The 14091-nt window shown below is 39.1% G+C and carries 13 protein-coding genes; 9 read left to right on the top strand and 4 right to left on the bottom strand.

What is annotated here, in order from left to right; translation table 11 throughout:
- The 6 genes from CGC57_RS07190 to CGC57_RS07165 all read left to right on the top strand — a co-directional run bounded on the left by CGC57_RS07190 (position 1) and on the right by CGC57_RS07165 (position 6150).
- Complete coding sequence (locus tag CGC57_RS07190) at positions 1–966, top strand: hypothetical protein (RefSeq protein WP_095898580.1); 966 nt, start codon at positions 1–3, stop codon at positions 964–966.
- Positions 967–1147: 181 nt separating this feature from the next.
- Positions 1148–2113, top strand: a complete 966-nt coding sequence (locus tag CGC57_RS07185; protein WP_095898579.1) for a PQQ-binding-like beta-propeller repeat protein — start codon at positions 1148–1150, stop codon at positions 2111–2113.
- 9 nt (positions 2114–2122) lie between these two features.
- On the top strand, positions 2123–2485 hold the full coding sequence (locus CGC57_RS07180) for a hypothetical protein (RefSeq protein WP_095898578.1): 363 nt from the start codon (positions 2123–2125) through the stop codon (positions 2483–2485).
- Between the two features lie 224 nt (positions 2486–2709).
- Positions 2710–3486, top strand: coding sequence for an acid phosphatase (locus CGC57_RS07175; protein ID WP_095898577.1), 777 nt, complete (start codon positions 2710–2712; stop codon positions 3484–3486).
- Between the two features lie 12 nt (positions 3487–3498).
- On the top strand, positions 3499–4710 hold the full coding sequence (locus tag CGC57_RS07170; protein ID WP_095898576.1) for an OprO/OprP family phosphate-selective porin: 1212 nt from the start codon (positions 3499–3501) through the stop codon (positions 4708–4710).
- Positions 4711–4863: 153 nt separating this feature from the next.
- Positions 4864–6150: a histidine-type phosphatase gene (locus CGC57_RS07165; RefSeq protein WP_095898575.1), complete on the top strand. Its 1287-nt coding sequence runs from the start codon at positions 4864–4866 to the stop codon at positions 6148–6150.
- Positions 6151–6236: 86 nt separating this feature from the next.
- Here CGC57_RS07165 and CGC57_RS07160 read toward each other — a convergent pair whose 3' ends face one another.
- The 4 genes from CGC57_RS07160 to CGC57_RS07145 all read right to left on the bottom strand — a co-directional run bounded on the left by CGC57_RS07160 (position 6237) and on the right by CGC57_RS07145 (position 10094).
- A complete protein-coding gene (locus CGC57_RS07160) occupies positions 6237–7532 on the bottom strand; it encodes an MFS transporter (protein ID WP_095898574.1) in 1296 nt (431 codons plus the stop codon).
- Positions 7533–7927: 395 nt separating this feature from the next.
- Positions 7928–8830, bottom strand: a complete 903-nt coding sequence (locus CGC57_RS07155; RefSeq protein ID WP_095898573.1) for a histone deacetylase family protein — start codon at positions 8828–8830, stop codon at positions 7928–7930.
- Positions 8831–8857: 27 nt separating this feature from the next.
- Complete coding sequence (locus CGC57_RS13005) at positions 8858–9280, bottom strand: hypothetical protein (RefSeq protein WP_232747205.1); 423 nt, start codon at positions 9278–9280, stop codon at positions 8858–8860.
- A gap of 85 nt (positions 9281–9365) precedes the next feature.
- Positions 9366–10094, bottom strand: coding sequence for a YggS family pyridoxal phosphate-dependent enzyme (locus tag CGC57_RS07145; RefSeq protein WP_095898572.1), 729 nt, complete (start codon positions 10092–10094; stop codon positions 9366–9368).
- A gap of 140 nt (positions 10095–10234) precedes the next feature.
- Here CGC57_RS07145 and flxA point away from each other — a divergent pair, with 140 nt between their 5' ends.
- The 3 genes from flxA (at position 10235) to CGC57_RS07130 (ending at position 14026) form a co-directional block, all read left to right on the top strand.
- Entirely contained in the window at positions 10235–11743 is a 1509-nt protein-coding gene (gene flxA, locus CGC57_RS07140) for a flexirubin biosynthesis tyrosine ammonia-lyase FlxA (protein ID WP_095898571.1), read from the top strand.
- 62 nt (positions 11744–11805) lie between these two features.
- Positions 11806–12540, top strand: coding sequence for a flexirubin biosynthesis SDR family reductase FlxB (gene flxB, locus CGC57_RS07135; RefSeq protein ID WP_095898570.1), 735 nt, complete (start codon positions 11806–11808; stop codon positions 12538–12540).
- Positions 12541–12559: 19 nt separating this feature from the next.
- A complete protein-coding gene (locus tag CGC57_RS07130; RefSeq protein ID WP_002681292.1) occupies positions 12560–14026 on the top strand; it encodes a WG repeat-containing protein in 1467 nt (488 codons plus the stop codon).
- The last annotated feature ends 65 nt before the right edge of the window (positions 14027–14091 follow it).

The raw sequence follows: 14091 nt of genomic DNA, 5'->3' as shown, positions 1-14091 counted from the left end.
ATGATTTTTTTAAGTAAAGAAGAAAGTATTAGTGAAATATATAGCACAAAAGATTCCATATATTTTGCAAAAGAAGATGTCTTATTAGACATTAACCTTAAATCTATAACTAATTTGTTTAAATCAACTTATATAGTTGATGGTATTTTATATTCCAATACACCAAAAGAATTATATTTTTTTGATTTCCAAAATCAAAAATTTGACTCTATCTTAAAACTAAGTGAAGAAACTAGTTTTTTTGAAGTTATAAATATTAATAATGTTATCGCTTGTATAGAAGAGGAAGATGAAAAATTAGTGATGTATAACAATAGAAAACAAAAATGGAAAATACCTTATGCTCCTGCTTACTATAATCTATTATCTGAAAATGTATTCTTATTACGAAATAATTACAAAACTAGTCAAATTACAAATATAGATTTAGAAATAGTAAAGCCTTTATGGCAATATACCTTACCCGAAGGATTTACCATTTTTAAACAACCTCAGATAATAGACAATGTACTATTTTTTGATAGTTTTAAAAATGGAAATGAAGAAAATTTTGTAGTGGGATTAGATTTAAAAACAGGTGAGGTATTATGGCAACTTTTGTTTAAGATTCCGTATAAAGAACAACTATTAGCAACAACACTACACAAAGAAAACAAACTTTGTTATGGCTATTTAGGAAATTTGTACCAAATTTTCAACCCTATTTTGGGAAAAATTGTTTTTGAAAAGGAGATGAACGAAAAGATAAATCCGTACACTAATGCGATTTACGATAATAAATTATGGTTTGTAAGCGGCAAGTATGAAGAGTGCAAATTTGGCTATATCAATTTAGCTAATAATGAATTGGAATTACTACAAGATTTTCCTCAAGAAGACGATGAGACTTTTGAGATAGTATATCACCAAAAGAAGTTATACTTACGAGGAAAATACTATAACAATCTTTATATTTTTGAAGAGTAAAGATTTTCAATGGAAGTAAAAATCCTATTGATTTTAAGAAAAATATGTTAGAAGCTATTGATAAATTACCTTTAACTGAAGTTTTGGCTAGGAAATTTTTACAAAATGTTAGAAAACCAAATAAACAGAAACTACTAGAGGAATTAAATTCAAATTTTGAGAAAATATTTATTTTAGTAAAATGAAATTAGTAAAAAAAGAACTAGATATCAATAAAGTAATATTGATTAACAATGTTATTTTTATCAAAGGAAAAGAAAAATGTAATGTTGATGGGGTTTTTGTTTTTTCTGATTTTGAATTATTCAATGATCTAGAAACTGTTTATAGATATAAAGAAAGTTTTTTAGATATTTATAATTACAAACAAAAATCCTTTATAAGAATTAGTAATGATTCAAATTATCTAAAACAATCTTATTACAACAAAGGAAGAGGATTAGTTTTTCTTTCTTCAACAGAAGAGGTAGAAGTTTATAATTTTTTTGGGAATACTATAGAATATCGATTGTTTTTGGAAAAAGATATAAGTTTCTTTTTAGAAAATAGCATTATTGTTACAGAAGGAAAATCTTATACATACAAAAATAAGATTTCTCTTTGGTATATACAACCTTTAGAACTTATTTGGCAATATACCTTACCCGAAGGATTTACCATTTTTAAACAGCCTCAGATAGTAGATGATGTACTATTTTTTGATAGTTTTAAAAATGGAAATGAAGAAAATTTTATAGTGGGATTAAATATAAAAACAGGTGAGGTATTATGGCAACTTTTGTTTAAAATTCCCTATAAAGAACAACTATTAGCAACAACACTACACAAAGAAAACAAACTTTGTTATGGCTATTTAGGAAATTTGTACCAAATTTTCAACCCTATTTCAGGAAAAATTGTTTTAGAAAAGGAGATGAACGAAAATATAAATCCCTACACCAATGCGATTTACGACAATAAATTATGGTTTGTAAGCGGCAAGTATGAAGAGTGCAAATTTGGCTATATCAATTTAGCTAATAATGAATTAGAATTACTACAAGATTTTCCTCAAGAAGACGATGAGACTTTTGAGATAGTATATCACCAAAAGAAGTTATACTTACGAGGAAAATACTATAACAATCTGTACATTTTTGAAGAGTAATACTCACCTATGAAAACATTAAGCAACCCCATTGTTATTACTGATACTTTACAGCTGTATCAATATGTTTTTGAAGAATTTGATCAAAAACCTGCTCATCTAAAATTCAAATGTGTTTGCGAGAATTTCAACACTTTTGATTTGCACTATGGCACTAAGGCTTTTCTTTTCAACGATTTATACAAAAAGGGTATTTTGAACCAACAAACGCTATTAGCAACCAAAGTAGAGCCTACGCTATATACCATTGTTGAGTGTCCGCATTGCCATAAACAAATTCTCATAGCCTACAGGTTGAGAGAACCCAATAACAATCGCTTTGTATGCGAAATCGCCGGCGCTTTTATTTTTGAAGAAAAACTAGAAAAATAACCCTTTCTTATTTCAAACTCTCTCTTACACTACATTTCAGAGACTTTTAGTAAAACGTCTATAAATTACCTCTTTAAAAAACAGTATATCATCATTTTAATTTCTTTTTCTTCTTTTTTTACTCAAATTTCTTCCGAAATAATTTGTCCGTTCTATTCGTTATTCTTACATTTGCAGTAAAAATAATGAATATCTTAATTTTATTTTAAAAACACATAATTACAATGAGAAAAAAACTTCTATTCGTAGCCTTGCTATCGGTGATGGCAACTACATTCGCACAAGAAAAAATCAAAGACGTAAGAACTAAACCCGACCTCTATTTCTTACAAATCGGTGAAGTGGCTAACAGCCTAGAACTTCTTCCTCCGCCACCTCAACCAGGTAGTATTCTCTTCCTCAACGACGAAGCTCAATACCAATGGGGCTTAATGCAACGCCGTACCCCTCGTGGCGACCAAGCCGTATCTGATGCTCGTGTAGACGGAGCGGGCGTGCCTAATGCTTTCTCCGAAGCCTTTGGCATCAAAATTTCTAAGGAAACTACCCCTGAAATCTTCAAACTCGTGGTAAATATGCGCGAAGATGCTGGCGACCTCGCTACTCGTGCCGCTAAAGAGCACTATATGCGCGTACGTCCGTTTGCTTTCTACGAAAAAACTACTTGCAACCCTGAGCAACAACAAGAACTTTCTACCAATGGGTCTTATCCTTCAGGACATACCGCTATTGGCTGGGCTACTGCTTTGGTGCTTGCCGAAATCAACGTAGATAGACAAAACGAAATCCTCAAACGCGGCTATGAAATGGGACAAAGTCGCGTGATTTGCGGTTACCACTTCCAAAGTGATGTAGATGCGGCACGCCTTGTAGCCAGCGCCGTAGTAGCGCGCCTCCACGCCAATGATGCCTTTATGAAACAACTCGAAAAAGCTAAAAAAGAGTTTGAAAATCTTGTGAAAAAAGGCAAAGTAAAGAAAAGTGAACGTATGACCAAATAAACTGCTAAAACGATGAAAAAGATACATTTTATGGCACTCAGCTTGATGGCTGTGGGCTACACCTATGCCCAAGAAGTGCCTACTACCGTTACAGAAACCACCGAATTGCTACCTGCTCCTGCACAAGAAGCTCCCAAACCAGAGCCTAAAATAGAAGTGAAACCCGCAGGGCGTATCTTGATAGACGCGGGCTATTTCAATGCCAATGAACAAAAAGACAAGTTCGTAAGTGGGGTAGCCATCCCCGATGCTCGTGCGGGCTTGGGCGTGCGCTATGGCAATTGGAAAGCCAAAGTAGATATAGGGTATGCCTACGGAAAACTCTCTCCTAAGGATATCTTTATTGAGTATGGCTTTAGCAAGCACACCCTCTTGCGTGGAGGTTATTTTGTACATCAATTTGGGATGCAAAGCGCTACCAGTTCTTCTTTCAAAATATCGATGGAAGAACCCCAAAGCAACGAGGCTTTCTTCAACTCTCGTTTGATGGGGTTGATGCTCTTGCACCAAAAAGACGACTTTATGGGTACGCTTAGCCTCTTTGCTGAAGGAGAATCGATGAAGCAAAGTTCTGATGCTACAGGTGACCAAGGAGTGGGAATGATGTCGCGCTTGCTCTATCGTCCACAACGCGAAGAAGGTAAGATTTTTCACGTAGGACTCTCAGGAGCTTTTGAGACCCCACGCTACAACAAAGAAGCTGCCCTTAACCACAGTTCTTATATACTCAAAACCCCTTTCCCAACACGTATTGCCAAAGTAACCGCCCAACAAGCAACTATTGACAACGCTACTTTCCTCTACAAATTCTCTCCTGAATTGCTCTTTGCACGGGGACGTTTAGGTGTAGAAGCCCAATATTACTATGTGAACGTAAACCGCAAGAGTGGATTTGAGAATTTCAAAGCAAGTGGTGCGTATGGAATGTTCCGCGCTATCGTGAAAGGAAATCCTTATGAGTACAATGAAATCGACGGTGGTATCGCCACCCCCAGACCAGGAGCGTTAGAACTCGTTGCTGGCTATAACTACACTGATCTATCCGACTCTAAAGCTGGTATTTTTGGAGGTCGCCTCAACGACTATTCACTTACTTTCAACTATTATATCAATAAGTATATGATTTGGCGTGTACGCACTTCTTATACTGGGGTTACTTACCGCGCAGGAGTTCCCGACACCAATTTGAGTCTTATAGAAACTCGTTTGCAAATCAAGTTCTAAGTGGTACGAGCCGCACAGGCAATTACTTTTACATCACATACTTTGCCAAAGGTCGTAGCACGACAAGCAATTAAAACTTTGCCAAAGTCTGAAACTTTGGCAAAGTGTAGCGACGCAAAAGCGATTTTGATAATTTTCTAATTAAAATACCGTATGAAAACAAGAATCATAACTCTACAAGCATTACTACTTCTCTTGTGTCCGCTTTTAGCGATGGCACAACTCAACCGCTCTGAGAGTTTTAAAAGTCAGTATAAACTCAAAGAAGTGGTGATCCTCAGTCGTCATAACATTCGCTCCTCACTATCAGTGAATGGGAGTACCTTGCAAAAAATGACGCCTCACGAGTGGATAAAATGGAGCGCTGCCCCCAGTGAACTCACCCTTCGCGGAGGAGCACTCGAAACCATTATGGGTCAGTTTTTCCGCAAATGGACAGTTGCCGAAGGACTTTTTGCTGAGAATGCCGTTCCCACTGTTGATGAAGTGAATTTCTATGCCAACAGTATGCAACGCACCATTGCGACAGCGCAATATTTCTCTTCAGGATTTATGCCCGTAGCCAATTTGCATATCAACCACCGCTTTACCCCCAGCAAGATGGACCCTGTGTTCTTCCCTGCGCTAACCAAAAGCAGTGATGCCTTCAAAGCACAAGCAATGAAAGAAATCGCTGCTATGGGCGGTAAAAAAGGTATTGTAGGCATCAACGAGGGGTTGAAAGAGTCTTACCAACTCTTGGAAAAAGTACTCGATTTGAAGAACTCACCCGCTTGTAAATCAGGGGAAGTGTGTGCTTTCAACGATTACAACACCAAACTGATACTCGAAAAAGGCGATGAACCTAATATGAAAGGTTCGCTAAAGTTAGCCAACTCAGCTTCCGATGCCTTTATTTTGCAATTCTACGAAGATAAAGACCCTATGCAAGCCGCTTTTGGCAACAACCTCAGCACCTCCGATTGGGAGAAAATCGCTAAAGTAAAAGATGTCTATGGCGATGTACTTTTCACCGCTCCTATTGTAGCCGTGAACGTAGCGCACCCTCTTTTGGTGTATATGAAAGACGAGCTCAACGCCAAAAACCGCAAATTCACTTTCCTCTGTGGTCACGATTCTAACATTGCCAGTGTGAATGCTGCTTTGGAAGTAGAAGAATACAGCTTGCCAAAATCTATTGAGAAGAAAACCCCAATAGGTAGCAAACTCGTATTTGAAAAATGGGTAGACAACAGCGGTAAAGAGTTTGTATCAGTAAACATCGTATACCAAACCACCGAACAATTGCGTGGTATAGAGCTATTGGATATGCAAAATCCACCCGTAGTATTCCCACTAAAACTCAAAGGCGTACAAGCTAATGTCGATGGTCTTTACACCTTAGAAAGCGTAAACGCCCGCTTTGATAAAGCTATCCGCGCGTATGAAGCGATAAAGTAAATTAAGAAACCCTTTTAAAACAAAACTGCCCAAAGACCATTAGGTGCTTTGGGCAGTTTATTTATATTATAGTACAATCATTTTTGTTAGTCCACTTTGATGTCGGTATTTACGTTTTTGCTACCTACAAGTGCGTAGAACAATAGGAAAGCAAGAGCAAGTACAATCACCCAATAGCTTTCTACGTAACCTACTACATCGGCTACAGCCCCTTGGATAGCTGGCAAGATACCACCACCACAAACCATCGCCATAAAGATACCTGAAGCGGCAGCAGTGTATTTACCTAATCCTTCGGTAGCGAGGTTGAAGATACCTCCCCACATTACTGAAGTACACAAACCACAAAGCACAAGGAACATAATGCTCATTGGCACTTCGGCTAAACCAAAAGATATATCTGATTTAAACACTGGCATATTCACCACTTGAGTAGTAGGGGTTAATATAGCTAAAACTACAAAAAGAATTCCTAAAGCAGATACAAAAGTAAGCATTCCTTTACTTGAGAATTTAGCTCCTAATGAACCTCCTGTCAAACGACCGATAAACATCAAAAACCAATAAGTTCCTACTACCGAACCTGCTGTAGTAGTATCGATACCTAAACCATTAGCTTCACTACTACCTGTCATAAAAAGATTGGCAATATTAGGAATTCCTACTTCTATACCTACATAGAGGAAAATAGCAATCGCTCCTAATATAAAGTGGCGGAACGACATAGGGCTATGTGTGTCTTTTACAGCATTTACATTGGCTTGAGCCGCGTGAGGTTCGGGTATTTGCATAGAGAAAAGCACGATAAATGCCAAAGCAAAAATACCCATCGCTAAGAAGAGTGCAGGGTTAGCATCGGCAATAGAAGTACCGGCGCTAATAGTACCGATGAGGTAACCTACCAATACAGGTACAATGGTTGCCCCGATAGAGTTGATAGCCCCACCAAACTGCAAGAGTTGGTTACCTTTTTTACCTCCTCCACCAAGAGTGTTGAGCATAGGGTTTACCACCACATTGAGCATACACATAGAGAAGCCTGAAATAAAAGCTCCTGTGAGGTATACCGCAAAACTACCTGCAATACCTGAAAGGAAAGTAACGCACACTCCAGTAAAACCTACTACAATAGCGGTTAAAGCTGTTTTTTTATAGCCAATGCGTTGTAACATTTTCCCTGCAGGGATACCCATAAAGGCATAAGCGATGAAGTTGGCTAAGTTCCCCAATTGTGACTCGAGGTTGCTCGCCATAAATTGGTTTTTTACAATAACCCCAAATGGGTTTTGCAAGCCTGTTACGAATGATATCATAAAGAATAGAGCGAACATCATTGCAATAGGCAATACGTAACTTTTGTTTTGTTGATTTTGGTGTTCCATTATTTTTAATTATTTATTTTTAATTAGTTGAAAAAGGTAAGAGATAAGAGGTAAGAATGTGTTACCTATTCCCTGACACCTGATACCTAATTTTGACGGCAAAAGTAAATAAACCAAAATTAAAACGCAACAAAAACGAAGACTTTTTTAAGGTTTATTTATGATTTTTTAAAAGAAGTAAGTGTTAGGTATTAGGAATCAAGGAGTAGGAAGTGAAATAAGATTAAATATTTTTATCAATTAGGGATACTCTCTTTGTCAGTTTGTGATATTATCTAACACTACCCCTAATATTGGATTAATAGACTTTGTCAAAGGTATGAGCCACACGGGCAATTAAGGACTTTGCAAAAGTGTAGCGACTCACCTGAAACCTATTCCCTGAAACCTGACACCTAATCATAAATACCACTCGCTATGGCAAAGGTTTGGGTGTGTGCTCGTAAAATAGAGGTGAGTTGTGGGGAATACCCTCCTCCCATTGAGCATTGTACGGGCAGGTGATACCGATAACACGTTTCAAAAACAAGGCGATCGCGTTCACCGCAACCTTCTACAGTAAGGGATAACTTACCTAACTTATCGGTTGATAGCACATCTACCCCTGCTTGATAAAACACAAAATCGGGTTGCTGGGCTTCTATGAGCTGTGGCAAAGTGCTGCGCAATATATCTAAATAGGTTTTGTCATCTGTGCCATTGGGCAGGGCTATATCTTTATCCGATTGTTCCTTTTCAAAAGGGTAATTAGCTTGTGCATGCATTGAAAAGGTGAAAACTTCGGGGGTATTTCTAAAAATTTCGGCAGTACCATTGCCTTGGTGTACATCTAAATCTACAATAAGCACCCTTTTCACCGCTGTGTGATGTAGCAAATAAGCGGCAGCAATAGCTTGATCGTTGAGCATACAAAAGCCTTCTCCGCGGTTTGAAAAAGCGTGATGGGTGCCTCCTGCTATATTAAAGGCGATTTCTCCCGTACGTAATGCCCACAAAGCACCTTCTACAGTACCTTGCACCAAGGTAAGTTCGCGATCTACTAACTGCTGACATTGTACAAAACCAATGGGCAATGCTTCTTTATGTGAAAGTGTTAAGTGTAAGAAATTGTGCAAGTAAGGTTGCGTATGCACCAAAGCCGCTGTAGCTTGTGTAGCTTTTTCGGGGGTGTGGAAGTTGGACGCACTAGCGATGCCTTCATAGAGGAGTTGTTGAGGCAAGAGGGCATACTTTTCCATCGGGAAACGATGGTTTTCGGGCACTGGGTGATTGTATAATGGGTGATAGGCGATATACATTAGGGGAGTGAGATTAGATTAAGTATTTCATTTGCCAAAACAATTAATTGCGAGTCTAAGTGTAAATCCTTCAAAAACGGGATTTTCTCTAAAAGGAACAGCATAGCCTATTTTAGCATCAACAAAATTGAAAACTGAAAGTCCTATATGAGGTTCTATAGCGTGGGTGTTGATAGCGAAACCCCCACCTAAAAGGAGCACACAAAATTCAGCACCTACTTCGGGGATGATTTGCACTTTTGAAGGCATATCGTTATGAAAACCTATATGCGTACCCCCATACAAGGATATCCCTCCTAAATCGGGTTTGGTATTTAGAGAAGCCCCCGCAAAAATTAGGTTATGAGAGCGATTGGTATGAGTATAGCCTATCTTTGCCCCCCAATAATCAAAATCTTGAGCTATAGCTACACAGGGTGATAAAATAAATAGTATGAGTAAGTATTTCATATAAATTAGAAAATTAACAAAGAAATTCATCGGACAGGGCGGACAAGTGAGACAAGGCAGACGCTGACCCCTGAAACCTGACCCCCTACCCCTTCTCATTCCAGTAGTAGCTATCGGGGTAGATACGCTCACCGAAGATAGCGGTACCCACGCGTACGATAGTAGCACCTTCCTCGATAGCGGTTTCGAGATCACCGCTCATTCCCATTGAAAGCTCTTTGGGGTCTACATTGGGGAGGTTAAGGGCAATAATATCCTGCTGGATACGTTTGAGGAGTTGAAAGCAGGCGCGCACCTTTTCAGTTTCGGCACTAAACAAGCCTATTGTCATCAGTCCTTTGATGTGGAGGGTAGGCAGGGTTGCCACTTGTTTTACAAGGTCGAGCACTTCGGAAGGATCGGCACCAAATTTACTTTCCTCATTAGACGTATTCACTTGGATAAAGATATCGAGTTCTTTGCCCTCAATAGCAAGGCGATTGTGGAGTTTTTGAGCTAAATCAAGGCGATCTACCGATTCTACACAAGTCACCTCATAGCGCAATATTTCTTTGATTTTATTGGTTTGCAAATGACCGATAAAGTGATTCGTATGGGGAGTATCTTTCAGAGCTTCATATTTTTCTTTGAGTTCCTGCACTTTGTTTTCAGCGATGAGGGTATATCCTGCCTCAAGTGCTATTTTGATGCGTTCAGGAGTTACAGTTTTGGTGGCTAAGAGGAGTTTTACTTCCTCGGGTTTGCGACCTGCTTTAGCACAGGCTTTGGCAATGCGTTGTTGTATTAATTCGATGTTTTGCAGAATGTTTTCCATTATTAAGGGTTGAAAAGTTATAAAAAATAAAAAGTTGCCTGATAAACCAGACTATGGCGACAAAAGTAGTAAAAATATCTCATATTTGCTAATTTACCAATTATTTACTACCTTTGTCCCTGATATTAAAAATTTTTCTGTTGAAAACACTACGTACTTACGAAGATTTTAAAGCCATTGTTTTTCACAAAAAACAAGTAGCGATTAGCAAAGAAGCTAAAAATTTGATTGAGGAGAGTTATAACTTTCTAAAAGAATTTGCCAACGATAAAATTATCTACGGCGTAAATACTGGTTTTGGTCCTATGGCGCAGTATCGCATAGAGCCTGAAGACCAATTGCAATTGCAGTATAACCTCATCCGTAGCCACGCTTCAGGCTGTGGAGAAGTATTTGATATAAAAACAGTACGTGCAGCGATTCTCTGTCGGTTAAACAGTCTTTCTCTTGGTAAATCGGGGGTGCATATAGAGGCTATTGAGCTGATGCGCGACCTATTGAACTACCGCATTACCCCGCTTATCTTTCAGCACGGAGGTGTGGGCGCCAGTGGTGACCTCGTGCAGTTGGCTCACCTCGCTTTAGTACTTATAGGCGAAGGTGAAGTGTTCTACAAAGGCTTGCGTCGCCCAACGGCTGAAGTATTTGCCGAAGTAGGCATCAAACCGCTACAAATACACTTGCGCGAAGGGCTTTCGCTGATGAACGGCACCTCGGTAATGACGGGCTTGGCAGGAGTGAATCTTTATTACGCCGAAAAACTATTGGACTGGACAGTAAAATTCAGCTGTGCTATCAATGAACTGGTGCAGACTTATGACGACCATTTTTCAGAAGAATTAAACAACGCCAAACAGCATACCGGTCAGCAGGACATTGCTAAGCTAATGCGCGAGTTTCTCGCCGACAGCAAGCGCACCCGCAAACGCGCAGAACACCTCTACCAAGGTGAACACAACGAGACTGTTTTCAAAGAAAAAGTACAAGAATACTACTCTTTGCGCTGTGTGCCACAGATATTAGGTCCTGTGTTAGACACTTTGCAACACACTCAGCGCATTTTTGAAGAAGAACTCAACTCGGCTAACGACAACCCTATCGTAGATTTGCCTAACCAACAAGTGTATCACGGGGGGAACTTCCACGGCGATTATATTTCCCTTGAAATGGACAAGCTCAAACTCGTGGTTACCCGTATGGCGATGCTTGCCGAACGACAACTCAACTACCTATTGAACCCTAAAATCAACGAGCTTTTACCGCCATTTGTAAATGCAGGCAAACTGGGCTTTAACTTCGGTATGCAAGGGGTGCAGTTCACCGCTACCTCTACCACTGCGGAGTGTCAAACTCTTTCTACCTCTATGTATGTGCATAGTATCCCGAACAATAACGACAATCAGGACATTGTGAGTATGGGTACCAATGCCGCAACGCTCACCCGCAAGGTGATAGAGAACGCTTTCCAAGTACTCGCTATTGAGGCGATTACCATTGCACAGGCTATTGATATCTTAGGCTGTTATGACGAGCTTTCGAGCACTACCAAAGAATGGTATGACGAAATAAGAACCATTATCCCATTCTTTAAAGAAGATATGGTGTTTTATCCTTATTTGAAGGATATGGTATCGTGGTTGAAAAAATAGAACAATCGGACAAGTCAGACATATCAGACTTTTCTGATAGAAAAACTAAATAAAAAAACAAAATGAGAAAGTACGCTATCATTACAGGCGGTTCGCGAGGCATAGGGCGCGCTATATGCGAAAAACTCGCGCAAGACACCGATTATCACCTACTCATTACTTACCAAAGCAATGAGGTAGCTGCCCTTGAAACTCTTAATCACATCAAAAAATTAGGTAGTGATGGAGAGATTATCCGCTTTGACGTTTCTGATCACCAAAGCACTACTGAAGCCCTCACCCAATGGCAACACGACAATAAAGATGCTGTGGTAGAGGTGATTGTGAACAACGCGGGTATCAATCGCGACGGACTTTTTATGTGGATGCCCCAAGAGGATTGGAGTAAAGTAATCTCTACTACCCTCGATGGCTTCTACAACGTAACCAACTTCTTTATACAAAAGATGTTACGCCATCGCTACGGACGTATTATCAACATTTCATCGGTATCGGGAGTAAAGGGAACTGCAGGACAAACTAACTACTCGGCTGCTAAAGGAGCCATTATTGCTGCTACTAAAGCCTTAGCTCAAGAAGTGGCTAAACGTCATATCACTGTAAATGCTATTGCCCCAGGGTTTATACGCACCGATATGACTTCCTCTCTCAACGAAGAAGACCTCGTAAAACTGATTCCTGTAGGGCGTTTTGGCGAAGCGGAAGAAGTAGCCGACCTCGTATCGTTTTTAGTGTCTAAAAAAGCCTCGTATATCACCGGAGAAGTGATCAATATCAACGGGGGAGTATATAGTTAGATAACAAATAATAGGTAATATGAAAAAATCACTTACCGCTTTAGCTCTGTTGTTAAATAGTTTGTGCTTTTCACAAGTATCCTCAGTTACTGACGATATAAGTTTGATACCTGCAGCAGATAAAGAAATTTCTCCTCTTGAACACTGGGGATACATCAACCAAAAAGGCGCTTGGGTAATCCCACCGCAATTTAAAGATGCTTACTATTTTAGGGAAGAGTTAGCCCCCGTTGATTCAGGAGGTGTTTACAGAGATCTTTATAAGTTTGGCTTTATTGACAAAACAGGAAAATATGTCATCCCCCCTAAATACATAAGCGTTACTCATTTCTCAAACGGACTTGCTTTTGTAGTGCCCAAAGGTGGGAGTCCTACGTGTATAGACAAACAAGGTAACCCCCAATTCTCTTTAAAAAAAATACGTAAAGTGAGTATTTTTGTTGAAGATATGGCAGTGTTTTTAGCTGCCGACAGCGAAAAATGGGGATATCTCAACTCATCGGGCAAAGTGACTATCCCCGCACAATTTGAGGAAGCCGATCTTTTCTCAGAGGGTTTAGCTCTTGTAAAGAAAAATGGTAAGTGGGGCTATATCAATAAGAAAGGTGTGATGGTCATCAAGCCTCAATTTGAAAGAGCTAGTTATTTTCAGGAAGGAATGGCTGTTGCACAAGACACAAACGGCGGGCTCTATGGTTATATTGACCATACAGGAAAATACGTAATCAAGCCCCAATTTAAAAAAGCAAGGGTATTTAACGAAGGTTTGGCTGTAGTATTTTTTGATAACAATCAAAGCTGCCTCATTGATGTAACGGGCAAAAGAGTAATTGAAAAACAGCCTTATGAAATAGATAATTTCAGCAGTAATATGGTTGGTTTTATGACTAAAGATTCCTTGTATGGCTATATCAACAAAAAAGGAGAGGAGGTTATCAAGCCTCAGTTCCAATGGATTTCTTATTTTCTCGGTGATATCGCCTTTGCCGATATTGGTGAAGACACTGGTATTATCGACAAAAAAGGACAGTTTATTGTCACTCCCACTACTTATGAGCATATAAAAATTCCTGGGGAATTCTATATGGTTGCCACTGATGACTATGATGCTACTAAATTTTTAGATAAGTTTTTTAATGATTTAAAATCGATGGCAAGCCCCAAGAGGGTAACCGACAAGCCTCAAGAGCTCACTTCTACCCTCTCTGTTGAAAAAGTAGAAAGAGAAAAGAATGCCAATGTTTATCACATCAACTTTAAAAAAACGGGGTTGCTAACGGGTACCTCTATTGTAAACCAAATGAAGGAACTACTCAAAAGAAAATTCAAAGCGAAAGAGAGCAAAGACAGTAAAGCTAATTATGAGATTTTCTCAACTCAGAACTTACATTTTGTTTTTTTCGCAGATTTTTTTAATGTTATCGTTTGGGTCGCTCCCTCAAAAGAAGATTTTAAAGCCACTACCATAGGATGGTGGTACTATTAGGATTTAATCAAATAGATGATGATATACTACATAATCTTACTATAACTTGTATTTCTCAACCTATA

The organism is Capnocytophaga sputigena (genome assembly GCF_002302495.1).
GTDB classification, from domain to species: Bacteria; Bacteroidota; Bacteroidia; order Flavobacteriales; family Flavobacteriaceae; genus Capnocytophaga; species Capnocytophaga sputigena.
Note: the sequence above shows the minus strand (reverse complement) of the source record. Positions and strands in the feature narration are given on the sequence as shown.